Annotated in this window: 16 protein-coding genes and 1 pseudogene; 2 read left to right on the top strand and 15 right to left on the bottom strand. The window is 46.0% G+C overall.

Translation table 11 applies throughout. From position 1 onward, the window contains the following. Nucleotides 1–21: 21 nt before the first annotated feature. Both GL182_RS08235 and GL182_RS08230 read right to left on the bottom strand, forming a co-directional pair. Nucleotides 22–2214, bottom strand: a pseudogene (locus GL182_RS08235) (B12-binding domain-containing radical SAM protein). 108 nt (nt 2215–2322) lie between these two features. Further along, the gene (locus tag GL182_RS08230) at nt 2323–3975 is read right to left on the bottom strand and encodes a sulfatase family protein (protein WP_240469741.1); all 1653 of its coding nucleotides are present in this window, start codon (nt 3973–3975) and stop codon (nt 2323–2325) included. A 59-nt stretch (nt 3976–4034) separates the two neighbouring features. Between GL182_RS08230 and GL182_RS08225 the strand changes: the two genes are divergently transcribed. Next, a complete protein-coding gene (locus tag GL182_RS08225) occupies nt 4035–4466 on the top strand; it encodes a hypothetical protein (protein WP_163379195.1) in 432 nt (143 codons plus the stop codon). 66 nt (nt 4467–4532) lie between these two features. On the opposite strand, the gene GL182_RS08220 is transcribed toward GL182_RS08225, so the two are convergent. Next, a complete protein-coding gene (locus GL182_RS08220; protein WP_163379194.1) occupies nt 4533–5111 on the bottom strand; it encodes a transposase in 579 nt (192 codons plus the stop codon). 650 nt (nt 5112–5761) lie between these two features. On the opposite strand from GL182_RS08220, the gene GL182_RS08215 reads away from it, so the two are divergent. Continuing rightward, nucleotides 5762–6994 (top strand): endo-1,4-beta-xylanase, encoded by a 1233-nt coding sequence (locus GL182_RS08215; RefSeq protein ID WP_163379193.1) that lies wholly within the window; start codon nt 5762–5764, stop codon nt 6992–6994. Between the two features lie 4 nt (nt 6995–6998). Here GL182_RS08215 and GL182_RS08210 read toward each other — a convergent pair whose 3' ends face one another. The 12 genes from GL182_RS08210 to GL182_RS08155 form a co-directional block, all read right to left on the bottom strand. Further along, entirely contained in the window at nt 6999–8528 is a 1530-nt protein-coding gene (locus GL182_RS08210) for a sulfatase (RefSeq protein ID WP_163379192.1), read from the bottom strand. A 7-nt stretch (nt 8529–8535) separates the two neighbouring features. Then, on the bottom strand, nt 8536–8706 hold the full coding sequence (locus tag GL182_RS08205; protein ID WP_163379191.1) for a hypothetical protein: 171 nt from the start codon (nt 8704–8706) through the stop codon (nt 8536–8538). A 9-nt stretch (nt 8707–8715) separates the two neighbouring features. Then, nucleotides 8716–10170, bottom strand: a complete 1455-nt coding sequence (locus GL182_RS08200) for a sulfatase (RefSeq protein ID WP_163379190.1) — start codon at nt 10168–10170, stop codon at nt 8716–8718. A 76-nt stretch (nt 10171–10246) separates the two neighbouring features. Further along, a complete protein-coding gene (locus tag GL182_RS08195; protein WP_163379189.1) occupies nt 10247–11833 on the bottom strand; it encodes a RagB/SusD family nutrient uptake outer membrane protein in 1587 nt (528 codons plus the stop codon). A 12-nt stretch (nt 11834–11845) separates the two neighbouring features. Beyond that, nucleotides 11846–15208: a SusC/RagA family TonB-linked outer membrane protein gene (locus GL182_RS08190; RefSeq protein ID WP_163379188.1), complete on the bottom strand. Its 3363-nt coding sequence runs from the start codon at nt 15206–15208 to the stop codon at nt 11846–11848. Nucleotides 15209–15306: 98 nt separating this feature from the next. After that, nucleotides 15307–16311 carry a FecR family protein gene (locus GL182_RS08185; RefSeq protein ID WP_163379187.1) on the bottom strand — a complete coding sequence of 335 codons (1005 nt, stop codon included), beginning with the start codon at nt 16309–16311 and terminating at the stop codon, nt 15307–15309. A gap of 101 nt (nt 16312–16412) precedes the next feature. Further along, complete coding sequence (locus tag GL182_RS08180) at nt 16413–17000, bottom strand: RNA polymerase sigma-70 factor (protein WP_163379186.1); 588 nt, start codon at nt 16998–17000, stop codon at nt 16413–16415. Between the two features lie 100 nt (nt 17001–17100). Then, nucleotides 17101–18573 carry an alkaline phosphatase D family protein gene (locus tag GL182_RS08175; protein ID WP_163379185.1) on the bottom strand — a complete coding sequence of 491 codons (1473 nt, stop codon included), beginning with the start codon at nt 18571–18573 and terminating at the stop codon, nt 17101–17103. 1076 nt (nt 18574–19649) lie between these two features. After that, nucleotides 19650–20189 (bottom strand): sulfatase-like hydrolase/transferase, encoded by a 540-nt coding sequence (locus GL182_RS08170; protein WP_163379184.1) that lies wholly within the window; start codon nt 20187–20189, stop codon nt 19650–19652. A gap of 421 nt (nt 20190–20610) precedes the next feature. Beyond that, nucleotides 20611–22248, bottom strand: coding sequence for a RagB/SusD family nutrient uptake outer membrane protein (locus GL182_RS08165; protein ID WP_163379183.1), 1638 nt, complete (start codon nt 22246–22248; stop codon nt 20611–20613). Nucleotides 22249–22260: 12 nt separating this feature from the next. Further along, a complete protein-coding gene (locus tag GL182_RS08160; RefSeq protein WP_163379182.1) occupies nt 22261–25590 on the bottom strand; it encodes a SusC/RagA family TonB-linked outer membrane protein in 3330 nt (1109 codons plus the stop codon). A gap of 117 nt (nt 25591–25707) precedes the next feature. Continuing rightward, the gene (locus GL182_RS08155; RefSeq protein ID WP_163379181.1) at nt 25708–26682 is read right to left on the bottom strand and encodes a FecR family protein; all 975 of its coding nucleotides are present in this window, start codon (nt 26680–26682) and stop codon (nt 25708–25710) included. Between the last annotated feature and the right edge of the window lie 125 nt (nt 26683–26807).

Here is a 26807-nt window from a genome sequence, read left to right as displayed (position 1 = left end):
CGATACTTGATTTAAGATTTACTAAACCAATAGCAAACCGCATTCCCGCAGGTCTGAACGAAATTCCGCTGTCCAGAATTGTTCGAAAATGCCGCCCGTTTTTTCAAAACTCTCCTTAAACTGAACAAAGGTCATTCCCGCATTTTCCCGGGCCAGTTTTTCAAGCATCCCGACCAACCAACGCCCCTGCTTTTCCTCAAGGGTAAAATCTATGATTGCTGCCGGACTGTGGAAAGTCAGGTCCAGAAGGGTTTGGGCCTTTCCTTTACGGCTTATTTTTTTAATTCCTGGTGGATTTCCCAGCCAAACCACCTTGGCTGCCTGCTTCTGAACCAAGGCATCTGCTGCTTCCAGACAGTCGGCAATGTAATGCTCCCCAATACCAGGATGGGGAATCTTAAAATCGAACCAATCCTGCAAGGGAAAATCAAAACCTACCCCATGCATGTAATTGTATAGGGAGGTTTTTAAACCCTGACTGAATTTTTGGTGGTCTATCCCGGATTCATCCCGAAAGGCGATATCATTATTGGCAAAGCCAATGGTCTTTTTTTCCGGTATGACCTGAAAGGCCTCAGGATGTAATCCTACCGGGCTGTGGGCAGTCATGGCAAATTGATGCCAAAAGCCGGATTGCAGCACGCCGCATTCGAAAAGCTGCCTGACCATCTCCAGGCTGTCTATGGTTTCCTGAACCGTCTGGGTAGGGTAGCCATACATCAGGTAAGCGTGTACCATGATTCCTGCTTCGGTAAAATTGCGTGTCACCTGCGCCACCTGTGCCACCGTCACTCCTTTATCGATCAGTTGCAACAGCCGGTCCGACGCCACCTCCAATCCTCCAGAAACCGCGATACAACCAGAGGCTTTTAGAAGCAAACACAGGTCCCTGCTGAAACTTTTCTCAAAACGTATATTCGTCCACCAGGTAACGGTCAATTTTCGGCGCAGGATTTCCAGTGCTACAGCCCTCATCAAAGCCGGCGGGGCAGCTTCATCCACAAAATGAAAACCATTGTCGCCGGTTTGCTGCATCAGTTGCTCCATTCGGTCCACCAGCAAGCGGGCCGCAATGGGCTCATATATTTTGATGTAATCCAGGGAAATATCACAAAAAGTGCATTTTCCCCAATAGCAGCCATGTGCCATGGTGAGCTTGTTCCACCTGCCATCAGTCTATAAACTGTGCATGGGGTTCGCTATTTCGATGACCGAAATGTATTGGTCCAGCAACAAGTCCGAATAATCAGGCGTACCCAACTCACTTTGCCGGTAGTCGTTTTCTTCCGATAGGTTATTATAAATCACCTTCCCCTGATCCAGCATAAAGGTCCGCTTCAGGCGGCCGGGACTTACTTCTGATGCAGTCTGATTTAAAACATGATCCGCCAACAATTCTATGGGCTTTTCCCCATCATCCAAACAAATGTAATCCACAAATTCAAACACCCTGGCATCGGTCAGGGAGCGCAATTCCGTATTGGGAAAGCCTCCACCCATGGCTATTTTTATTTCTTTGAAATGGGCTTTGATGTAGGCACCACAGCGTAAGGCACTGTAGAGATTTCCCGGAAAGGGAACCGAAAAACAAACCATTTTTGGCTGGATTTGCCGGATTCTCTGATCCAGGATAGTCAATGTGAGCTGATCAATGAAGGTAGGCCCCTGCTGCAGATTCCCATACAACTCGTCAAAACTATTGGCACTTTTTCCCAGGCGTTCGGCATAACGGCTAAAACCAAAATGGGGATCGATGCATTCGATGATAAAATCTGAAAGGTCTTCCAAATACAAGGTGGCCAGGTGCTTGGCCCGGTCCTGCAAGCCCATGTGGCCAAAAGCCTCATCCAGATCATCCAGCTGTTCAAAACGGGATGCCCTGGGGAGGAAGTTTTCCGTACACACCTGCCTGGCAAAGGTGGGGGTTTTGTCCTGAAGAAACCGGATCACTCCTTCTATGGTACGGATATAACGACCCCGCAAAGCATAAATCCTGCCGGCATTCTCTGAGCCAATGGTCTGCGCATTTTCCGCATGGGAAAAAATTCCTTCTAGCCCTTTCTTTGAAAAAAGCGAAAGAATAACCTCAATCCCCAGATCCATTTGAAAACAGGAAATATTCCTGGTGTTTAAAAAGCCCTTTAGGTAAGCTGTGCCCGGATAGGGGGTATTCAACTGGGTAAAAGGAGGCGTGATGAGTAATAAATCTTTCAAGGAAACGGTATCTTCGTGATAGAAGGATAAAGGTAGAGAAAAACCACCTTTCCTTTTCCGTTTTAGGGCTTAATTTACTTTTTTCCTTTTACCCGCCGGACAAGATTTTTACTCCGTGTAGGCCCATTCTACCTGGTCCCAAACTTCCGGTCCATCGTTTTTCTGGAAACTTCCCGGACTGCTTCTGCCATTTTTGATCAGGGTGATCATTTCTTCCTTCATCTCCTGTACCCTTTCCGGGTATTCCGCTACGAGATTATTTTTCTCCTTCGGATCTGCAGCAAGGTCAAATAGCTGCCAGTCCGGAAGACCTTCCAAACCATCCCTGCTAAGTGGTTCGGTCCATCCTCCGGAGCCGGGCCAGAAAATCAGTTTCCATTGGTCTCTTCGGATGGCAAACCGGCCTTCTATGGAATGATGGACAATGGATGCCCTTTGCGGTTGTGCATCGGGCTGGGACAGCAGCGGAAAAAAGCTGAAACTATCTTCTCCAGCATCATCAGGTAGCTTGTTTTCCAGCATTTCCGCTACGGTAGCCATCAAATCCGTGGTACAGATTAGCTGATCTGAGGTCTGGCCGGGGGAAACCTTTTCCGGCCAGTGGACAATAAAGGGAACCCGGTGGCCACCTTCGTAAATATCCGCCTTATGTCCACGAAATCCTCCGCTGGGATCATGGCCTACCTGGGCCAATTCCGGATAGTTTGCCCTTGGTGAACAACCATTGTCGGAAGTAAATATCAGCAAGGTATTGTCCAGGATACCCTGCTCTTCCAGGGCCTGCACAATTCGGCCCACCACATCATCTACCTGCAGCATGAAATCCCCGTACATGTTGGTATTGCTTTTGCCCATGAATTCCGTGGTGGGTAGAATGGGTGTATGAGGAGCCGGAAGTGCGAAATAAAGGAAAAAGGGGTCTGAAGTAGCTGCCTGCTGCCGGATATAATCCACTGCTTTGCCGGTCAGGTGAGGCAAAACCTGCACATGGTCAAAATCCGCTCCGGTAGGACCGTCCCGCCAGAAGCCTTTGTCATCCACATTGACCGTCCTCCTATCCGGCAGGGCAGTAACGCGGTCATTTTCGACGTATACATAGGGGGGGATATCCAGGGAACTGCTAAACCCATATGCATAGGAAAACCCGACCTGGTTGGGTCCGTTTTTTATCGGCTGGCTGTAATCCACTTCCAGGATCCGGTTCAGGTTATCAATATTTTCATATTCCTGCTTGAAAGACCAGTCCCATCCCAGGTGCCACTTGCCTACAAATGCGGTACGGTATCCGGCATGCTGGAGGAATTTGCCTACCGTCAGGCGGTCAGTAGAGATCAAAGGAGCAGAAAAACCTCCCAGCACCCCATTCTTTAGGCTTGACCTCCAATTGTACCGCCCTGTCAGAATCCCATAGCGGGTTGGCGTACAAACGGCGGAACTGGTATGTGCATCCGTAAACTTCATTCCACCCTGAGCCAATTGGTCCAGGTGCTTTGTCAGAATCCGGGATTCGGCATTGTAGCAGGAGGCATCCCCTATTCCCATGTCATCTGCCAGAATGTAAACGATATTGGGCTTTGTCTGATTTTGGGCTTTACCTGTGAAATCGAGAGCAAAAAATAAAATGATCAGGATCAGGGGTATTTTTGGGGGCATCATTAAGAAAGTTTTTTGTATGAAAAGCATTGATTTTCTGGGGTTGAAAATAATGGTTTGCTTCTCCCAAAGCAAGAGGTAGTTTGCGATGTTGACTAACTTTGCCAAAGTTTTGGAACTTTGGCAAAGTTAATCGCACCGTTTCAATAAATTTACTATTTTAGGGTATGGAAAACAAGAAACCTAACGAAAAGCAGATCGAAGAAATAGCCGATTTACTGGACTGTGGTATGCTGTGCTTCTATCACCGGCCGACGGGTGCCATCGAATCCCATCCTGACCCGGATGATCCCTTTTTTGATCCCGAACCCTGGGAAGACCTTATGGAAAAAATCGAAGCAGACTGGACCAATTATGACAGATTTGAAAAAATGGAATCCCGGGAGGCATATCAGGTAATGGAAAATTTCGCCTTCTCTTTGAATGATGCTGTTTTCAGGGAAGAAATATTACATGAATTGTCAAAGCGAAAACCTTTTCAGCGCTTTAAGATGATGATCGACGATTCTGATTACCGGCAGGACTGGTTTGATTTTAAGAAAAAGGCCTATATTGATTTTGTAAAAGAACAGATTTATGGGATGTATGGAAGCTTTTAGCCATTCATAAGGTCAAGACCTGTCAGGTTTTGGAAACCTGACAGGTCTCTTTGTTAAATTATGGTTTTATTCCAAATCCTTATTCATCAACCCCTCTTTTTTCATCTCCATCATGTTTTCTACATGGTCCCAGCTATCAAAGAAATTCAGAAAAAAATCCCTATTCAACATGAATACTTTTCTGGGATTTTCGTAAGCATGCCAACTCGTCCATTTCCAGCGGGGATGATTTTTAACGAAGCCATGTTTGACAGGATTTAAATGGATATATAGAAAAGCTTCCTGCCACTGTTGTTCGGAGAGGATGGGTGTTCTTTTGAAGTTTTTGATAAACAGACTAACCCTTCTTTGGTAAACTTTATTGTAAGATTGGGTATAGGAACTAAAAAAATTAGCGAATTGCCGGGTGACTAACTTTTCCAAAGTTTCAAACTTTGGAAAAGTTGAACGTAACCTGTTTTCCGAACAGACGCCTACCAGAAAATGGAAATGATTCGGCATTAAACAATAGGCATAGGTATCTACTACCTTATCGAGGTATTTATTATACTGCTTTAAGAAAAACCGATAATTCTCCTCCTCTCTGAATAGGTTCTCTGCTCCGTTGGCGTGATTAAAGATATGGTAGGACTGGCCGGGTTCCATCTTTTTGACTTTAAAATAGCTGCCTATCAGTTTTTAGGAGTTTAAGCTTTCCCAAAGTTTCAGAACTTTGGGAAAGCTACTATTATTGGAAAGCTATTTGAAAATACTATCATTTTGTCAAACTTTAAAAAAATCAGGTTATTATTTTCATCCTTACTTTGAATGTGCTAAAAAGTTTAAAAAAGCAGGGAATTGCTTTCAGATTGGTATCTTCATGAGGAATTGACAGCGAAGCAATTCACAATAAGGATTATTCCGTTGTGAAAACATTTATGAGGGCCCCGGTAGATTTATTCTGCCGGGGTCGTTATTTTTATCCACACTTGAAACTACTTTTTTTTGCTAAAATTTAAAAATTTAAGAATGAATTTTTGACCAAATCCAGTTTGAAAATCATTTTTTTGCCAATTATCACTTCACCATCCTATTATTTTGTTCTTCAACTATTGTCAACCTTATAATTTTAAAAAATTAATCCCTAACGAGGAAGCAGATTGAATTGTTGGTTTGCCTTTCTACTAACTTTGCCAAAGTTTTTGAACTTTGGCAAAGTTAAATTAAATGTATTCCTAACTGGTTTGTCAATTGTAAGGAAATTTAAAAAATTCGTACATTACGTCCAGAAATCAAACCTATAAACCCAATCCACCATGACTCGAATAACTGTTTTTGCCTTATTCCTTTTATTCAGCCTGAACCTAACTGCTCAATCCATTGACCAGTCCATAGACCAGCACCGAAAAGGCCAACTCATCATCGAAGCCAGTCCAGGGGCGGAGGTTTCGGTAAAGCAACTTTCCCATGAATTCTGGTTTGGAGCGGCGATTGCAAATGGGCTGGGTTCCGGAAATATGAGTCCGGATGACCTTCAGGAATACAAAGCCCATTTTTTGAAAAACTTCAACAGTGCCGTCACTGAAAATGCCCTCAAATGGGCCAATATGGAACCTGAAAAAGGAAAGGTAAACCACCAAACCGTAGAGGGAATCCTGCAATGGACGGAGGAAAACAACATACCGCTTCGGGGACATAATTTGTTCTGGGGCATTGACAAGTTTGTACAGCCCTGGGTGAAGGAGCTCAGCGATGCCGAGCTGGAAAGCACCATTAAGGAAAGGGCCATATCCATCGCCCGCCGCTACCGGGGCCGTTTTGTTGAGTATGACCTGAACAATGAGATGATTCATGGCAATTATTACGAAGACCGGCTGGGGCCGGATATCACGGCAAAAATGGTCCAATGGGTCCTGCAAGGAGATCCTGATGCCAAACTTTACCTCAACGATTACGATATCCTGACCGGCAACCGGCTGGAAGATTACCTGGCACAAATTCGGGGCCTGTTGTCACAAGACGTGCCCCTTGCCGGCATAGGGGTACAGGGTCACCTGCATGGAAGTACCTTTGACCGGCAGGCGCTGAAAGCCAGCCTGGACTCCCTGGCCCAATTTGGATTGCCCATTCGGATCACGGAATTCAACATGCCCGGTCAGCGGTCCAAGTTCTACACAGACACCGACCTAAAAATGAGTCCCGAAGAAGAGCAGGAAAATGCTGCTGAGCTGGTGGATTATTACCGCATTTGCTTTGCCCATCCTGCCGTAGAAGGCATCCTCATGTGGGGCTTTTGGGAGGGAGTCAACTGGATCCCCGCCTCCTCCCTTTACACCCGGGACTGGCAAGCCAAACCGGCCGCAAAAGCCTATCAGGAGTTGATATTTGATACCTGGTGGACAGAAACCACTGGTTCCACAGATGCTGAGGGCAAATTTTCCATCCCAGCATTTTATGGAGATTACCAGGTAACCGTTGATGGGAAGTCACAAGAACTGTCTCATCGCAAGGCCCGGGGAGAAACGAGGATTGAATTCCCCCGGCCTTGATGACTTATTCGTAATCGGCTTCAGTCAGACTTTCCAACACCGATTGTTGCCATTCCCTGAGTTGGTCTTCCATATTCCCGGCAAGTTCCGCCTGGCTGTCAATCAAATTCTTTTCTTCGGCAGGATCGGATCGGATATCAAACAATTCCCTTTTGGCATCCTCTCCTGTTCCCCCGTGAATCACCAACTTGTATTGCTTGTCCAGCAAAGCTCTGGGACCCGAAAAATCTTCCTCCTGAATATCCCTTTGATGAAAATTTCTGAAGTTTCTGGTGGCAATGCCATTCATCAGTTTCACCAGGGGGGTAGTACCTTTCTGGAGCTCGGGATCGATATAGTCTTCCAAGCCATCCCCACCATTTCTGGGGCTGCCATTCCAGAAGGCAATGGGCTCCGGTCTTTGGTGCATCCTGTTTTCCAGCATGGGCAATAAACTGATGCCATCTATGGGTCGCTCAGGCAAGTCCGCTCCAACAATATCCAATAGGGTTGGCAGTACATCAGAAGAAACCGCATGGGTATCATTGATCATGGGCTGATTGATTTTAGCAGGCCATTCCAGTACCGCAGGTACCCGGACACCTCCCTCATAGACATTTCCCTTCTGCCCCCGGAAGGGTACGGTAGCATTTCCCTCCTGTGGGGTACCATTATCTCCAAAATACCAAAGCAGGGTATTGTCCCGTTGGCCTTTTTCCTGCAGGTAATCTCTCAATTGGCCTATAGATCGGTCCATGGCAGTAATTTCTGCAAAACGCTCTTGCAGCACATCTCTTTGCAGGCGTTCTACCCGGGATCCCGTTTCGTTGGATGTCAGCTTTACCATGCGGTCACCAAAATCTTCCGGAAGGTCGTCATACAAGGCCAGGTCTTCCGGAGTACCACTGTAAGGTTCGTGGGGAGATCCATACCAGATAACCACAAAAAAAGGTCGGTCTTCTTCCATGGCTTTATCCATAAATTTCCGGGCTTCACGGATCAGTATTTCAGAACTCTCTCCCTCAAACACGACGGGCGCTGCCCCATTGAGAGAAAGCGGCGGGTCCATTTCAAAAAAATTGTCATGAGACAGGTATTCCTCAAAACCAAAGGCTGCAGGATTGGTAGGGGATCCGGTTTTCACCGGGCCCAGGTGCCATTTGCCATAGTGTGCGGTGGCATAGCCGTTATCTTTCATCAAGCTGGCAATGCTGATTTCTTCAGGTCTGATGGAATATCCCGGAGTGAATGTACCATATCGGTTGGGGTGTCTTCCAGTGATGATACTTCCGCGGGTGGGCGAACAAACCGGAGAAGCCGAATAAAACCGATCCATTCTTAGTCCTGTGGCCGCCATTTCATCCAGTACTGGCGTATGCAGGTAAGGGTGGCCATTGTAGCCGGTCTCATCCCAGCCATGATCATCCCCCAAAAGTAAAACCACGTTGGGTTTGGATATGTCGCTTTGCTCCTGGCTTTCTGGTTGGCAGGAAACCGCCGCCGGGAGGAGAATGGTGAGCAATAAGTATTTCAGGTTTTGGGTGATTCTCTTCATAAAATGATTATTTATTTTGGGATTGAAAATTAGGTTTCTTTTCCTCTCTTTCCAAATAGCTATTGATTTCCGCTTCGATCAGCCGATGAGGTTCTTCCATTTTACGAACCAAGTCGGGGTGTAAATCCGAATAAAAGAAAACCAATAATAGGCTATTTATCCGCAATTTCATTTTCATTCGCTTCTTTTAAGAGTTATTTTCCTTTTCCGGTAAATCATTTTCCCTTATTTCCCGCAGTTTTTGCCCGAGAATTTCCTGCATCACCTCCACCCTTTGTTGATAGGCAGGATAATGTGCCAGATTGTTATATTGCTTGGGATCAATTTCCATATCAAACAGCTCCATTCCCTCTTCCCCATTTTCTCCATATTGGATAAAGGCCCATTTTTCATTCCTGATCAGGAAAGTATGGGTACCTCTCCAGACATTGACTGAAAAGGCAAAATCCCTGGTTTGGTAGTCCGGATCATCCAGCATGGGTGCAAAACTGAGTCCCTGGATTTGATCCTCAGGGACAATACCCGAAAGTTCGGCAATGGTGGGATACAAATCGATCAGCTCTACAAAAGAATCACAAACCTGTGCTTCTTTACCAGGAACTTTTACGATCAGGGGCACCCTGGAAGATTCTTCCTTTAAGCTGACTTTCATCCAGAAATCATGTTCCCCCAGGTGAAACCCATGATCAGAAGTAAAGATCACAATGGTATTGTCCTCCAGCCCTTCCTCTTCCAGGGTTTGTAAAATTTTACCTACCTGGGCGTCCATATACGTTACAGAAGCATAATACCCGGCAATGGCCTTTTTCTGTTGGTCCTCCGTCATCTTGGCATTAAGGGTGGTTACGTAATTGATACCCTTCTCCGGAATATCATCCCAGTCGCCCAACACCTTGGGCGGAAGCACTACTTGCTCATAGGGATACCGCTCAAAGTAATTTCTGGGTGCCACAAAGGGCACATGGGGCCGCACCAGTCCCACCGCCAGAAAGAAAGGTTCATCTTTTAGTTTACGGATCAGTTCAGAAGCTTTTTGCGCTGTTTTCCCATCGGAGTGCACCAAATCATCTCCATCGGCTTTGACTATGGTCATGACGTTCCCACCCTTTCTGGGCAATAGTCCAAATGGATTATTTTGCACCAGTTCGGCCTCTCCTTCGGCGGTCCATTCCGGCCCCCGGCTATTGTATCTTTCGTTCCAGGAAGCCTCATCATCCGTACCGTTCGAGCCTTTTTCTATATCCCCAGGCACTCCCATATGAAAGATCTTACTTACCCGTGCGGTATGCCAGCCTTTTTCCTTGAACAGCTGGGTCCACATCTTCTTTTCCGGTCCGATATTTTCCCGGCCACTGACATAGCCAAAGGTACCGGTGGCATGCGGGTAATAGCCCGACATCATGGACGCCCTGGAAGGACCGCAGACAGGATATTGACAATAAGCCCGTGTAAACCGCGTACCCTCACTGGCCAGCCTGTCTATATGGGGGGTATAGCCGGCACTGTTCTCATAGGAAGACACCGCCGTAGTGGTCAGGTCATCGGAAATGATAAACAGGATGTTGGGTTTTTCGCTGGACTGGGCGTAGCCGGCCATACAGCCGAAGAGTAACAGCCCAAGTAGTAACTGTTTTTTAATCATGGATCTATTATTTAATGGTATTGACGTGCAAAAAAGACAAAAAATCCCTCCGAAAAAAGCCGGAGGGATTTTCAAATCAATAACCTGCATTTTGTGTCAGATTGGTATTCAATTCCCGCTCTCGCTGAGGAATGGGCCAAAGGTAATCCCTGGCTGGATCAAAGGAACGGTCAAATCCATCCAGGCGTAGTTGTTTCCATTCCCCATCTTCTTCATAAAAGCGCCCCATTGGTACCCCTGGCATGACCTCTTCTGCCAGCTGCCACCTGCGGATGTCAAACAACCGGAGCCCTTCGAAGGCCAGTTCTACCGACCTTTCCGTCCGGATTAGTTCTCTTAATTCATTTGCCGTAGAGGCCATTTCAGGCGTGATGGGTGGCAAATCTACACTTTCCCGCTGCCTTACTTCATTGATCGCCTCATAAACAGTTGGGTCAATTTCGCCCAGTTCGATCTTTGCCTCTGCGTAGGTCAGTAAAACCTCCGCATAGCGCAACAGCATGATGTTTAACCCGGAGTTTGAAGGATTCGAATAGTCTTCTTCATCTACGTATTTCCGGATATTGTACCCGGTGGCGGTAGAATAAACGGTAATCTGTACCGCATCCGATCCATCTGTACCGGGAGTAGAACCATATATTCCTCCATCCGGCAGGGGTGTTCGACCGGAAATGAAAACGGATTGATAAAGCCTGGGATCCCTGTTTTCCAACGGGTTTTGTGGATCGTAGCCACTTTGGGGGTGGGTGATGGGCAATCCATTTTCCATGGGATACAGGTCGATCATGGCCTGAGTTGGGACATACAGGCTTCCCGAACTACCCGGAATCTGGCTCCAGGGAGCCGCTGAGGCATAAATATTATGCGCATTGACATCAGCAGCAAATTCTCTGGCCAAAAGCACTTCCTGGTTGTTTTCCCCTTCGTATTGAAATAGCTCAAAATAGTCCGGATACAAGGCGTATTCCTGACTATCCATGATGGTTTTAGCAGCTGACGCAGCCTCGGCATACCGGCCTGCATAGAGCATTGCCCTTGCCTGAAGCCCCAATGCTGCCCCCTTTCCTATCCTGCTACCATTCTGGTAGGGCAACCAGTCTGCTGCCTGGCTCAATTCCTCAGCTACAAAATCCCAGATTTCATTTACCGGAATACGGGTAACAGACCTTCCGGTCTCTATGTCAATCCCGGAGGTAAGTAGAGGCACATCCCCAAAAAGCATGGCCAACTTGATATAATGGTACGCCCTCAGCGTCATGACTTCGCCTTTCAGCCGGTTGATCGCAGCCGGGTCCTCGGCTTCTACCTGGTCGATGTTATCCATGAAATCATTCGCTCTCCGGATAGCGCGATAAGCATTTTGCCATTCGCTGAAATACCTACCCGAGGCGATGGTTCCAAAACCCCGCTGCAAGTCCACATTGGCATTGAAGGGATGATTGGTCAATAAATGATCCGTCAGGCCATCATAGGAGAATATGCTGGTCCCATCCAGTGTGGGATAAACCGCATTGGCTGCAAATTCAGCATCCCCCAGGGTTTGCCAGAATATTTCTTTTGAAATTCTATCATTTGGTATGGTTTCCAGCAAATCGGGTTGGCAACCCATCCATGCTAAGGTCACCATGGAAATCCATATTTTTATATTGCTATATTTTTTCATCTCTCATCTTGTTTAGAATCTAACATTGGCACCTAATGAATACATGCTCACTTGTGGATAATATTGTCCCCTGCCGGAAGGAATTTCCGGATCCAGGTCCCAGCGATTAAGTTCTGAAAAAGTCAATAAATTAGTAGCTCCCAAAAACAACCGAATCCGCTCTACTGAGAGCTTATCTATAATCATGGAAGGTAAATTGTAACCCAACACGATGTTTTTCAACCTCAGGTAAGAGGCATCGATCAGCTGCGTATCAGAGGTTTGGAAGTTTCTGCCATCACCTTTGATGGGCCGGGGAAATTCCGCATTTGGATTTTCCGGGGTCCAGTAATTGTCTGTGTAAATGGCGTGGGTAAAAGTTTCATAGGTTGCAATTTGTTGGAAAGCGCCGTCCAATCTGGTTTTATGCCCTGCCGCTCCCTGAAACTGAAGGAATAAATCAAAGTTGCCATAAGTAAACGTACCGTTTAGCCCAAAATCAAATCTGGGAAAAGACAATCCAAGATACTGGTGGTCCTCTTCATTGATGATACCATCTTCGTTCATATCCAGGTATTTGACATCCCCCGGGGCAGAATTAGGTCGGAGTGTGGGATAATTGTCTGCTGCTTCCTGGGTTTGAAACACACCTTCTGTCAGGTAACCCCAGTGAGAATTGATCGGTAATCCTTCTTCTATGATAAAGCGGGGACCCGTAGTGCCTCCCGAAATATAGGGCCCTGAATTTACCAGGTCCATTACTTCGTTGGTATTGTCACTGAAATTGAAGCCTAAGTCATAGGTTAATTTTTGCCCTCCCCTCAGGTTTAAGCCGATCTCATAACCTTCATTTTTAACCTTTCCGGCATTCTGCACGGGTGCTCCCAGGCCTATCAAGGCAGGTATGGGCAGTTGCAGCAGAATGCCATCTGTAAGTTTATTGTAATAATCGAAAGTTAAAGACAACCTGTCATCAAAGAGCCCCATATCGAAACCGATATTGGTTTGATAGGTGGTTTCCCAGGTAAGATTTTGGTTGGCCAGATTGGACTGGGCAAAACCTTGTGCGGCGGATTCATCAAAGGAGTAATTGATGGCACTTAGCGTTTCAAAAAAGGTATATAAATCTACCGCCTGATTACCTGTAGCTCCCCTGGATCCACGCAATTTAAATTCGTTTACGGTCTCTTTCAGGTCCAGCCAGAAATTTTCCTCTGACAACCTCCAACCGGCAGAAAAAGAGGGGAAGAAGCTGTAGCGGTTGTCTTCACTGAATCTGGAGGAACCATCGTAACGGCCATTGAGTTCAAAGAAGTATTTATTTCCAAAATTGTAATTAAATCTCGCAAAATAGGACCTCAAGCCCCATTCCGCATCAAAGCCATTGGCGTCACGGTTTTCGTCCGAACCCTGACTCAGGGACTGTACATCGTTGTTGTAAAATTCCTGCCGGAAGCCACTTACCTGATTGCTCTTGTTGTCAATGGTAGAATACCCCAATAAGCCTGTAAACTTGTGGGCTCCGATCTCCTTCTGGTAGGTAAGAAGGCTATTCAGGGTATACTCTGTCAGGTACCTTCTGAATTCGGTAAGGCGGTTGACCTGGCGCTGTGCCACCCTGCCATTGAGTGGGTCCCGGTTAAAATAGCGGTTGGAAAATGTTTTTACCTGGGAATGATCATTCCGCATGGCATACTGGGTAGAGAAAGTAAGGCCGGGCAAAATATCATAATCAAACTTTACACTTCCGGTAATATAATCATTGATCGTTCGGCTGTCGCCGGTTAGTTCTGCAAAAATGAGTGGGTTATTGACCTGAGGTCCCAGCCCATACTCTCCGGTTTCGTACCTGGGCCAGGAAAATTTACTGGCGTGCAGCATGTACTGAAATACCCGGGCTTCGCCATCACCGGAGGTGGACAATCCGGCAGGCTGTAAAGACTCTTTGGTCCGGTAGTTTAAATCTCCGGAAAACCGTATTTTTTCTGAGGCTTTTAAATCCAGATTTATCCTGAACTCATTCAGCTTGTCGCTGAAATTTGGAGCTACCCCGTCAATGCTTTGGCGACGCACGCTAAATCGGCCACTAAAAGATTCCCCTCCACCGCTTACCGAAAGAGTATGATTTTGCTGTGGTGCTACCTTCAACATGCCCAGTTCATCTCTTCGCCAGTAGGGATATGGCAAGGGAAACTCAGGGCTGGGTGCATTGGCTACATATTCCTGAATATCCGCATCGGTATAGGGCAATGCCCTTCCTGCATTGGCATGTGCCACATTTTCCAATCGCAGGTAACTTTCCACATCCATGTGTTCGGGACGGTTGGTCACGTCCTGCAGCGCATAATAGCCGTCGTAAGCGACACGGATTTGTCCTTCTTTTCCTCTTCTGGTGGTGACCAGAATTACCCCATTAGCAGCCCTTGATCCATAGATGGCAGCTGAGGAGGCATCTTTCAGGACCGTTACCGATTCAATATCGTTGGGATTGATATCGTTGATCCTTTGTTCGATGCCATCTACTATAATCAGGGGATTGTTGTTTCCCAAGGTAGTAATCCCCCTGATGCGGATATTTATATTGTTGTTACCGGGTCTTCCTCCCTGGTCTACCACGGTCACTCCCGGGGCAAAGCCCTGCAGGGATTGCTGGAAATCTGCTACCGGCCTTCTTTCCAGTACCTCTCCGGAAACTTCTGCCAGTGAATTGGTTACGGATAATTTCTCCTGAACACCATATCCTACTACCACCACCTCATCCAGGGAAGTTTGATCCTCTGCTAAAGTAATTTCCAGTTGGGTACGGTTTCCGGGTTCAACCCGCTGGGATTGGTACCCGATAAAAGAGATCAGGATCACCCCACCTTCCGGAACATCCAATTGAAAGGTACCGTCTATGTCGGTAACCGTCCCCGTGGACATCCCCTCAATCACTACTGTTGCGCCGGGAATGGGTTCCCCATTGGCATCTTTCACTACTCCGCTGACCGGATCATCCACCTCGGATGCAGGGGCATCTATTTTCCGGATATTTCTCAGAGATCCTACGTAAATGGTATGGTTCACCTGTTTGAACTTTAACCGGGCTGTTTTTGAGATTTCGGCGAGCAATGCATACACCGAGTGTTCACCCGGTTTAACGGTTATGGATTGGTCAGGATCAATCAAATCGTCTGCAAATACCACATGAAATTGGGTTTTGGATTCCAATTCCTTGATAATGGCTGCGATCGGCCAGTCGGCTTTGCTGAGACTGATAAAGGTTTCATCGATGGGTTTGATTTGTGCTTCCGTGTCATTGGCCAGAAGGGTGGTCAGGAACAGGGATTGAAGCACCAATCCATACAAGAGTTGACGTGATACCATCTTGATTAGGTAAAGTATGTTTCTTTTCATAATTTCAAACGTTTTTATTGTTGATACACATAAAAGCAGGCAGGGTAAACCAGGACATTTGGCGATGGAAAGGTTTATCCTGCATTTTTTTTCATAGGCTACAGGGGATATATGGTGACGACATTATTTTCTAACTTATGGTTGAAATTCAGGGTGAAACCCAGACCTACTAGCATGTTTTCCAGGTTATCATTGGCAAAGGTGCCCGAAACGGTCCTGTTAAGATCCAGATTACCCCGGGTCTTAATGGATACCCCGTACCAATTTTCAAGAGACGTCATTATATTGCGAATACTTTCATTCCTGAAATGGATCAGTCCGTCCTTCCATAAGAAAGGATCCAGGCTTTCAAAGGTGGCCAGGTGAAGCTTTTGGCGATTTTCCTGCCGGTAAGCTGCCAATTGACCAGGATTCAATACCAGCATCTTTTCTTTCTCCATGTTGATTTTCACCCTGACCTTACCTTCCAGGAGTGCTACATCTGTTTTTTCTCCTTGAGACTTAACATTGAATTTTGTTCCCAATACTTCCGTCGTCAATTCACCTGAGTGGACCCTGAAAGGGCGATCGGCATCATGGCTCACTTCAAAAAAAGCCTCTCCTTCCAGAAACACTTCTCTGGACTCCCGGTCAAATCTCTCCGGAAAACGGATTTTTGAGTTGGCATTTACCCAAACCTTACTGGCGTCCGGTAGCTCCATTATCAATTTTTGACCTGGCAAAACACTTCTTTCTATCCAATGGACGGTACTATTCTCTTCTTCAGGCATGTTTTGATTATCCTTCATCACCTGAAAGCCTAAAAACGCCAACCCGATAAATAAAAGCCAGCTAGCCGCTGAACGGATCAGGGCCCGATTGAAAAAAGATTCTTTTTGAATGGTGCGAGGAGCCCTTTTTTGGATGCTGGAATTGATTTGAACCAGGAGACGCTCATTGCGCTCCTCATCGCTTGAAGCATTTTCCTTTTGGTCCCAAGCCTCCTGTAGCATTTCTTCCAACTGACGGCCTGAGCCAGGTTTATCCAACCAGTTTTGTACCAGCCTTATTTCGGTAGGACTTGCCTGCCCGTTTATGAATCGCCTGATGATAGATTTGTCCAATGTATTCGTCCTTTATTAGAATACACCGGTTTTGAAATTTATACTTAACGGAATCTCCAAGAAATATCAGAGATCCAAATTAATCAATTCCCAACAAACCCTCAATACAAAATTATATATGTCAACACAAAAAATAATATGGATTTATCCAAATTTTTACTGTTTAAAAACTTCTTTCCCAAATAAAGATGGTGCTCTATCGTCCTGACGGAAAGTTTTAATTCCAAAGCTATTTCCCTATTGGATAATCCCTCCAACCTGCTTAGCATAAAAACCCGCTGTTGGACCTCCGGCATTTCACCAATCCTGTTCAATGCCTGCCGCTTGCTTTCCTGGAAGCATATCCTTTGAAGTGTGTCCTGCTGATCCATCTGGGAATCTGCCGGAATGGCTGAAAGGTCACAATGCCTTTTTCTGTCACGCAAGCGATTTAAGATTTGATTCTTTACCGACCTGAAAAGATAAGCAGCAATATTCCTTTCCGGATCCAATTGTTGCCTTTTTTCCCAAATGTTAACAAATATGACCTGAACTACTTCCTCAGCATCAACCGGATTCCCCACAAAAGCATCTGCAAAACCCAACATTTTATCCACGTACCTTTGATAAAGTTCTTCAAAGGCCGATTGGTCTCCCTGCCTTATCAGGAACACGATTTCGGATGCTTTACGTTTTGAATACTTTCTCACTTAATCCAAGTCATTACTAACAGGATTAAATTAAGCAAAAATTTACCATATTTTCCAGCCTTAGGTAAAACTTCATCCGGGAATTTGGGATTTTGAGCCATTACCCCTCCAACCTCTCCGAATGCATCACTTCTCCCAGTACATCCCGGTGCTCGAAAAGGATTTCGGGTTTTCCGGATTGACGAGCTACCCGGATGCTTAAAAACCCTCCCTTCAACCGCAAAAACCGATGCTCAGGACGCACATCTCCTTCCTTCCAGCCCTGGGAATGGTAATCGCTTACTGGGCCCGACCCAAATTCCATCAGCCCGGTTTCAGTATCCTTTGAAACGTATTGCCAGTGCCGGTCTCCGTTGACCACATACATGTTGCGTTGACTAGAAAGAAAGTTGCGTAACCATTCTCCCTCATGCTGAAAACTCTCATTGGCATGATTGTCACTTTTCTTTTCCCGATCAGGCCCTACTACCGGAGTAGCGGTAAACAAGATCTTAAAGGTGGCATCGGAAGCTTTCACACTTTCCTGAAACCATTCCTTCTGCGCTTCTCCCCAAATGGTCTTCCCCGGACCGTCTTCCATGGTGTTTTCAGAGCGGTATTCCCTACCCTCCACCAGCCATATCTGCAGGTCCTTGCCCCAGCGAAGGGTGCGGTAGGGTTTTCCTTCTATGGGTACGTTTTCGTACCAAAGTTTCAGCCCATCATCAAAGGTCAAGTCTCCATAAGGTCCCTTGCCCCGGTACATGTCATCCTTGAGCAAGTCGTGATCATCCTTAACCATATACACCGGCACATCCTTGTAGAAATCCCGCAAGGAGAGCCAGCCGTCCATGGCATGCCATTTATGCCTGGCCTTTTCCAGGTTTTTGGCCAGCGGTCCTGGCTTATCGTAATAGATGTAATCTCCGGTATGGATAAAAAAATCAGGCTGTAGCCGCCTCATGCTATCGTACGTTTGAAATCCCCTGCGCTCATCATCGAAACTCCAGAAATATTGGCAGGTAGAGGTGGTGAAAAACACAGGCACCGGATCCGTTTCGGAAGCCGGGGTACGAAAACTACCGCTTTCTTTCCTGATGGTTTCGCTCTCCAATGGCTTCGCCTCCCATTCCACCTGATAGGCCGTATTCGGCTGAAGGCCCTTTACGGGAATTTTCACGGTAAAATCAGCGGTCTGCGCAGCGGCTTGCCAGGAAGAAGTATACACAGACCTGCCACTTTTGGTACTTACCTTTGCCCGGACCAGGCCCGGGGAACCTATAACCGCTCCATCCATTTCAGCTACCGGCTGCTCCTCGTCAAAATCTATGGGGTGACGGAATACTTTTTCCTGTCGCTGATGGCGTACCGGCTGCGGGAATTCCTGCCCACAGAGCCGGGTCCAGAGCATGGCGGATTCTTTTCCTACCTCAGCTATTTTAAATCCATTGGTAAAATAAACACCGGTAGCAGACCTTGAAACCAGGTCCAGGAATTTATGGATGGGTTGGGCAAAGATTTTTGGAATGGCCATTAGGGAAAGGAGACTCATCCCAGTTTTCTTGAAAAACCCTCTTCTGTTTGCTTTTTTCATAGATCGTTTGGTTTTAATTGGGTGCATTGGACATCCTGTGCAATCTGGATCATAAGGTGATATAAACCATTTAAGGTGTTTTCTCAGCTGAACCTTAAATTCAGGACAAATCTGCTCTGATCCGGCCGTTTGCCTGGTTTGCTGATGCCGATGGTTAAATTTAAATAAAAATACTGTGATCTGTATGTGCTTTATACCTTAATTGGCCTAATCAAACTATTGCAATAATTTACTTTCTATTATGTAGCAATAAAAAATTACATCCATTTATTTTCAAATGAAGCCAAAATTCCTTTCTGACCTGGACAATAGTAATTCACTTGTCTAATTAATACCTGATCTTGTTCATGGTAATTAATCAAGAACTATTTTGTTAAATATTTGGGTTTTTGCTGGTCTATAGATTATCACTTAGTCTTGCAAATTTGCCCTTTTTTCCTCTTTCTTTTTGTTCCCGATTCGCTTTGCTACTCGGGACAGGCTTTGAAACAAAAAGAAACAAACCCGCCTGCGGCAGGCAGGAAATTCAAGACAAAAAAATCCTTCTCCCCGCCATCCTGCCGCGCCCTCCCGAGAAAATTCAGGACAGGCCACTGACTTCCGTCAGGACAGGCCACTGACTTCCGTCAGGACAGGCCACTGACTTCCGTCAGGACAGGCCACTGACTTCCGTCAGGACAGGCTCGGTTTTTTGTCAGCCCTACACTCCTTTCATACATCAATAAAACTTTCGTTTTAATTTTCAATCTTTTAATTCATACATTTTGAATTTAACCCACCTTGCAAATAACAAGGAATCTGTGGAGTTAACTTTCACTGATGATTCTGAAAAACATATCCTTAAAGAAGTAGGTCATTTGGGCTATTTTTTCTAATATGATGATTTCATTTATTGATGATGATCATTTAAAGCCTCCTCCATTATTTACCTATTAGGCTTTGAATATCAATACCTAACACCAACCTCTTCAGCCCAACTAGCGTAATCTTTAACCATTTTCTCAAGAATTTGTGGATTTTGCCTGCCGATTTCGTTGAGTTCGGTGGGGTCCTTTTCCAGGTCAAATAATTCCCAGTCAAATTCCGGTGCTTTGGAAATGATTTTCCATTTCAAAATAGCTGCTGCCGCCACTGATTAATCCAAAATACCTGTCAAAGCCCCGTGTTCTGGGCCAATGCTCCTTTTTCTCCCCCACATGCCATTTTCCGGACATGTAAGTGGAATAGTCTGCTTCCCGAAGTAGTTCTGCAATCGTGACGGATTCCTCATTCAAAAAACCCTGGTAGGGTCCTGGATCCGGATCGCTGGACACCGAACTGACCATCCCCCCCATACCGGCTTCATGGGGATACAAACCCGTCAGCAGGGAGGCTCTGGTAGGGCAGCACCTGGCGGCATTGTAAAACCGCTGAAACATCAAACCATCTTTCGCCAGGCCATCCAGGTTTGGGGTAGCGATTTCAGACCCGTAGCATCCCAGATCGGAATAACCCAAATCATCCGCCATGATGATAACAATATTAGGTCTGTCATCTACCTGGGTTTCACCAGGGGTTTGACAGCTTAAGGTCAGGCATAGCCCACCCAAAATTAGAAATGTTGGTTGTTTTTTCATTGGAAATGGTTGTTTGGATGGTTGTGGAAATATTAACCCCGAAATATGCAATAGGAATTCTATTGCAGGCTGAAATTACTTCAAAATCAGTCACTTCGCTGCAGTTTTCAACTTCACCGTTGCGGTGCAAGTTTCCAAACTGCCTGATTTTCTTGCCATTTCAGCCTTCATAACGAGACCTGATACATAATCGGGGTTAAATGTCATGCTTTACCTCAATATGGATAGCTCATGGCGTTTAAAACAAAGAGGCCCCGGATAATGTACCAGGGTCCTCCATTGTTAAATACTTACCTGAATTCCGCCGCATGACCCTATATTCAATAGAAATGGTAAAAGCCTGTCAGGTTTCAATCGCTCAGCATTTGCTGTTGGTTGAATACCAACAACATGGGGACAGGTTGGCGGATTCTAGGAATCATCAATAACCAGGATTTTGGGAAAACTCACCCGGGTTCCCAACCCGGTCAATTTGTGTCTGTGGAATAGGCCTTACCAGGTGCATGTCCTGGATATTGGGAGCCGCATCCAGGTTGTGCTGCCGTACCCTTTCCAACAATGTCCCGGTTCGCTTCAGGTCATACCAGCGGTGTTTTTCACCGATCAATTCCCTGGCCCGCTCTTCCAGTATAAAATCCAGGTCAATGTCTCCCGGAGCCACCTGCATTTCTTCTTCCCTGCCGGGCAGGGCCGCTCGGGTTCTCAGCACATTCACATAGTCAGCAGCAGCTGCATTGTCATTCTGCCTCCAGGCCGCCTCGCAGGCAATCAGGTACATTTCTGCAAGCCTCATCACAGGAAAGTCCCTTCTTCCGGCTGTTTCGTTGATACTGGGCCGTAGGGGATCCAGAAACTTCAATAAAGAAGGGTAATTTCTGCGCTGATTGGTACCGATTTCCTGATAGGCACTTACATCTCCTATCCAATTGCCCTTGTAATCGATGATCCAATAAGGCGCTGCCTGCTTGACCTCATCGGGAACCGGTTCCATGACGATATGGATGGCGGTATCGCCCGGATTAACCTGATGACCATTGATTTCTCCTGAAATATTGGCATACCAAACGGTCTTGAAAGACCCGTTCCAGCGGGCATCTTTTTCACGGTCATACAGACTGAAAAGATAATTGGTAGGTAAAAATCGTTGGAATGGCCTGCCATTCTCCGTATCCCGAACCATAGCAGGATTAAAGGTATAATCAAATATAAAATACAGGTGTCCGGAATTGCCAGGTCCATTCAGCAAGGGATCATCGGTAAACTGTACCGTCCAGATAAATTCACTATTGTCCTCATTATTGATATCCCACAAGTCACCATAAGGAGTCACCAAATCAAAAGTGTAATTGTTGATTACATTGGCGGCCAAACTTTCTGCTTCTTCCCAATTGCCCAGGGTAAGCTGCACCCTGGCCAGCAGTCCCTCAGCTGCTGCCTTATAAGCCCTTCCGGGCTCGGATGCACTTTCAGGTAAATTGGCTACGGCGAATTCCAGATCAGGAAGAATGCCATTTTCATAAATGGTATTTACCGGGGTTCTATTGGCTTCCGTTTCCACCCCTGCTGTTTCATCCAGGGAAAAATGCACATCTCCCCACTGCTGTACCAGGTGGAAATAATACAAAGCTCTCAGAAAACGTGCCTCGCCTTCAATTTCTGCTTTTCTTTGATCAGGTAATCCGGTGACATCCTGCACCCTGTTAACTACCGTATTGCATTGGTTTACGCCTATATAAAGGTTATTCCAAATGTTCGTTACCGTGCCGCTGGTTCCTAGAAAATTGGGGGAATAATTGTTGATGTGTGGGTTATTGGCGATGCCACCAAAGCCATTGGTAAAGATATCGGTGCCGGTAACGGTAAGGAAAAAACCATTTTGCTGTCCGTAAAAGCTCCTCAATGTGGTATAGGAAGCTCTAAGCCCATCTTCAATTCCTCCGGGGGTAGGGTAATACCCCTCTGCCGTGGCCAGACTTACCGGATCCTCGATCAGGACCTCCTCACAAGCGCTTAAACCAAGTAAAAGCGTCAGTCCAAATATTATTACTATATTTTTCATTTCAGGAACAATTTAAAATTTCAGATTCAAACCAAATATGTATGTAGCCGTGGTGAGCGGACTTCCCCCTCCAACGATACCATTGGATGTTTCAGGATCTACCGTGGAATAAGGCGAAAAAATGAACGCATTGTTTACAGTAGAATATATCCTGGCCGAACTCATGCCCAATTTGCTGATCCAATTCGCATTGAAATTGTAACCAAGGGCAACGTTCCGGATCTTGATATAAGATCCGTCAAAATACCGCACTGCATCCGAATACAGGGGTGCATCCCCGGCATTTGGCAATGGAATGGTATTGCTGGGATTATCTGGTGTCCAATAGTCATGGTTGATGGAATTGTACCTGCCCTGCCAGTTATTACCTCCAAGGTTATGGTAATCACTCCTCAGCATTTGACCCATGCGGGCATGAACCAACACGGATAGGTCAAAACCTTTAAAGGAAATCCTGTTGGTCAATCCTCCCGACCAGTTGGGTACGGTAGATCCCAGGACTTTTCTGTCATCTGCGTTGATATTGCCATCCGGTTGTTTGGTCAGTTCCCCATTTTCATCCCTTCCATTCACATCATTGATGCGAATATCTCCGGGCTGCTGGCCAAAGTCAGCTGCCCGATCTGCTTCATCGGATTGCCAGATGCCGCCTTGTTCAAAGCTGTAGAATACGTTGACAGGCTCGCCGATAAACCACTGGTTGCCCACATCATCACTTTGACCTTCAAACAGTTCAGTAATTTGTTCGCGGTTGGAAAAAACATTCATGTTGATATCCCACCTGAAGCCACTTGGCCGGTTGAGCACATTGGCATTGGCCGAAAGCTCCCAACCCGAATTTCGGGTACTCCCAATGTTCTGAAGAACAGAGTTGTAGCCGGAGGTAATGGGTAAAAGGCGGTTTAACAACAAATCGCTGGTATTGGTGATGTAGTACTCCAGGGACCCATTGATTCGGTCATCAAAGAAACCATAGTCTAAACCTATATTGGTTGTTTTTGAGATTTCCCATCGTAAATCAGGGTTGGGAATAAGGTCGTTGCCATACCCAAATCCAGCATTAGATCCAAAAATATAGGTGGTACGTTCCAAGCCGCCCAAAGTCTGAAAGGGATCAATTGCGGTATTCCCAACTTCTCCATAACCTCCACGTAGTTTCAGGAAAGAAACCTGGCTACCTTGTAGAAATTCCTCTTCCGTAAGGACATATCCCGCTGAAAATGCAGGAAAAAAGGCCCATTTATTTCCTTCTGCCAGGCGGGAAGAACCATCGGCACGACCGGTAAGGGTAAAGAGAAACTTGTCATCAAAACGGTAATTGGCCCTACCCATATAGGACATCAGGCCCCAATCTTCCAGGGAACTGCCAATCCCTGTAATGGTAGAAGAACTGGCCAGGTCATAAAAAAGGGATTTTTCAATGGGTATATCCTGACCGGATAAAGACGATTCTTCAAATCGACTGGCCTGAATGGAAAACAAACCGACCAGATTCAATGCATGTTTGCCAAAAGTTCGGTCGTAAGAAAGGATGTTTTCCTGGGTATAGGCAAAATCCATATCGTTCTCTACAGATCCCTGATTAATATTCCCTTCAAGCCTACCCGTATACCTACCCCTTCTCGCAATGTTAAAGTCAGGTCCGTAGTTTACACGAAGTTTCAAATGGTCATTGAACTGGTATTCTGCGAAAATATTGGCGAATATCCGGTTCCTGCGGGTCTCGTCCACATATTGGTAGGGTTGATAATTCAGCAAAGGATTGGCCAGCAGTCCTTCCCGTGGATTGGGAAAAGCCAGAAAATTCCCTTCTTCGTCCGTAGGTCCTACCAGGGGGGAGTAGCCCAGGGAATTGTTGTATGGCGCATTAGACATCTGGTTCCGCTCGCTGAGGCTAACGGTTCCACTCAGGCCCAACCGAAGTTTATCTGTCAATTGCGATTCCAGATTCACCCTGACCGAAGTTCTTTCAAAATTGGTGCCCGGAATATAGCCGTCCTCATTGAAAAAGGAACCGGATACGTAATAATTGATTTTATCCGTTCCTCCACTTACAGACACCTGGTGGTCCTGCTGGCTTCCGGACTGGATCGCCATATCCAGCCAGTTGGTAAATCTTCCTGCCTGCAGGTTATCGATTTCCAGCGGTGCCAGGAAATTACTGTCAAAGCTGGAATCATCTCCATCATAGCCCCTTGAAATCCTGGAATAAGCCGCAAATTCCTGCCCATCCATCAAGTTCAGGTCCTGTATGGGTTCCTTGACCCCATAATAACCATCGTAGCTGATGACCGCTTTTCCTGTTTTTCCCCTTTTGGTGGTAATCAAAACCACACCGTTGGCACCTCTTGAACCATAAATGGCTACCGCACTGGCATCCTTCAATACTTCCATGGACTCAATATCATTGGGGTTAAAATCACTGATATTGGCACTGGTAGGAATACCATCGATGACATACAACGGATCATTCGAGGCATTGATGGAACGGTTGCCCCTGATACGGATTTGTACGGGAGAACCAGGAGAGCCGTTGGCCCGGACGATGTCCACCCCTGCGAGCCTTCCCTGGGATTGCTCCAGGAAATTCCCTGCTGGCGTTTCCTTCAAGTCCTTGCTGGTCACGGAGGAAATCGCACCTGTCAGGTCGCTTTTTCGCTGGGTACCGTAACCAACTACCACTACCTCCTCCAGACTGGATTGGTCCTCCTGTAAGGCAATATCCAGATTGGTTTGATTGGCAACGGTAATTCTTTGGGATTGGTAACCAATGAAAGAAACCAATATCACCTCGCCTTCATCGGCATCAATACTGAAATTGCCATCAATATCGGTTACGGTTCCTTTATTGGTTCCTTCCACAAGGATTGTTGCCCCTGGTATGGGCTGGCCATTTTCGTCCACCACGGTCCCCGAGATTTCAACCCATTCTTCTTCAGGCAGTTCATTGTTTGAAAGATAATCGGTCAGCGCATTGGTTTCTATACCTTTGTGTCTGGTAACAAAAATATTTTCATTGACTCTTTTGAAATCAAAATCCACCTGCTCGGTTAGTTTTTGCAGGATGGTTTTTAGATCTGCGGTCATGTCTAAGGTAACCCGGGAATCATCCCTGGCTACCTCCTGGTTGTAGGCAAACATGAAATCGGTCTGCTTCTCCAAATGGGAAAGCACACGGACCAGTTTTTGGTTATTGGCCCTTAGCGTGACCTGATAATCTTCCAGTCCCTGACTGGAAGAGGGTTCTGCCATGATGGCTTGAATCAGCAGCATCTGTAGCAGGAAATACTTCAAGGTTCGTTTGGAGTAAAACACAATTAGCCTTAGTAAATTAATTTTCATAATTTTAAATGTTTTTTGTTAATAGTTGATGGGTACTACCCGTTACACTAGAGTCCGGGGCTGTTACCGCAGCTCCGGATTCATTGCCGGTTATTTTTCCATAGGCTTCTTTATCGGTTAAAATTTACATCCCTTATAATATAATGTCATGTTTCTGCCTTCACCGGATTCATATTCAAATTCCACTACGTTCTTAAGGCTATACAATACATGATAAAGACTTCTATTGATATAGTTGGCCCTCACCAGACAGTCACCTTCCTTATATCCCTCCAATTCGATCTCCATGCTGTACACTTCCTCCAGTCGCTCCACTACCCTGTCGAAGGGCAGCAAATCAAAACTGATCGACTCGGAACGCCAGGCCAGGTAGTGGTCTATATCTATGGATTCGACCGAAACGTTATGGTTTATTTTGTCTACTACCGCCATTTGCCTTGGACGCAACACCAGGTATTGCTCCATTCCCTCCCTGATATTTTGATTTTCCCTAACGCCTACACTGCCACTGGCTACTGCGATTTCCACCTTATGGTCACGATAGGCATTCACATTGAATGCCGTACCCAACACCTTGGTCTCTACCTCATTTACTTCGACCACAAAAGGGCGGGAGGCATCATGGGCTATTTCAAAAAAAGCCTCTCCTTCCAGGGAAACTTTCCGTTCGTCGGATCCAAACTGATCCGGAAAACTCAATTTGCTACTCACGTTAAGGTGCACCTTACTACCGTCCTTTAGGGTAATGGTTGCCTTTTGCTTATCATTGGTAACCCGCTCATCCATTTGAGCAAAAAATTCAGCATCGGTAGCAGGAACTAAAATAAAGGCAATCATCAGTATTCCAACCAGGCTAACAGTCATTATCCTCAAAATTCCGGATACTGATGAATAGTCCTTTTGGGGCTTCAACTCCAGGTCTATTTTCGCTTTGATGCTCTCCCTGACTTCTTCTGCACTGGCATCCAGCTTCCAATGCATCCCCCTGCCTTCCATCCGTTCAAAAATGGCATCAATCAGCCGGTCTTCACTTTCAGAGGTAAGACCTCGGATCTGCTTTTCCAAAAGGGCTAAAAACTGGTGTTTACTCATGCCTGACGGTCTATTTAAAAGGATAGACACAAAAGGAAGTTCTATTACGTACGCCCATTGCTTATTTTTCCTTGTTGCTATAGGAAAAAATAAAATAAATTATAAATTTAGTGAGTTAATTCAAA

The organism is Cyclobacterium sp. SYSU L10401 (assembly GCF_010993705.1).
Classification (GTDB): domain Bacteria; phylum Bacteroidota; class Bacteroidia; order Cytophagales; family Cyclobacteriaceae; genus Cyclobacterium.
Note: the sequence above shows the minus strand (reverse complement) of the source record. Positions and strands in the feature narration are given on the sequence as shown.

Excerpts from the sequence above, each read along its gene's own strand:
- GL182_RS08175 (WP_163379185.1), bottom strand. The coding sequence starts at position 18,573 with ATGAAAAAAGCAAACAGAAGAGGGTTTTTCAAGAAAACTGGGATGAGT.
- GL182_RS08220 (WP_163379194.1), bottom strand. The coding sequence starts at position 5,111 with ATGGAACCCGGCCAGTCCTACCATATCTTTAATCACGCCAACGGAGCA.
- GL182_RS08160 (WP_163379182.1), bottom strand. The coding sequence starts at position 25,590 with ATGAAAATTAATTTACTAAGGCTAATTGTGTTTTACTCCAAACGAACC.
- GL182_RS08155 (WP_163379181.1), bottom strand. The coding sequence starts at position 26,682 with ATGAGTAAACACCAGTTTTTAGCCCTTTTGGAAAAGCAGATCCGAGGT.
- GL182_RS08170 (WP_163379184.1), bottom strand. The coding sequence starts at position 20,189 with ATGAAAAAACAACCAACATTTCTAATTTTGGGTGGGCTATGCCTGACC.
- GL182_RS08210 (WP_163379192.1), bottom strand. The coding sequence starts at position 8,528 with ATGAAGAGAATCACCCAAAACCTGAAATACTTATTGCTCACCATTCTC.
- GL182_RS08195 (WP_163379189.1), bottom strand. The coding sequence starts at position 11,833 with ATGAAAAAATATAGCAATATAAAAATATGGATTTCCATGGTGACCTTA.
- GL182_RS08225 (WP_163379195.1), top strand. The coding sequence starts at position 4,035 with ATGGAAAACAAGAAACCTAACGAAAAGCAGATCGAAGAAATAGCCGAT.
- GL182_RS08165 (WP_163379183.1), bottom strand. The coding sequence starts at position 22,248 with ATGAAAAATATAGTAATAATATTTGGACTGACGCTTTTACTTGGTTTA.
- GL182_RS08205 (WP_163379191.1), bottom strand. The coding sequence starts at position 8,706 with ATGAAAATGAAATTGCGGATAAATAGCCTATTATTGGTTTTCTTTTAT.
- GL182_RS08190 (WP_163379188.1), bottom strand. The coding sequence starts at position 15,208 with ATGAAAAGAAACATACTTTACCTAATCAAGATGGTATCACGTCAACTC.
- GL182_RS08200 (WP_163379190.1), bottom strand. The coding sequence starts at position 10,170 with ATGATTAAAAAACAGTTACTACTTGGGCTGTTACTCTTCGGCTGTATG.
- GL182_RS08215 (WP_163379193.1), top strand. The coding sequence starts at position 5,762 with ATGACTCGAATAACTGTTTTTGCCTTATTCCTTTTATTCAGCCTGAAC.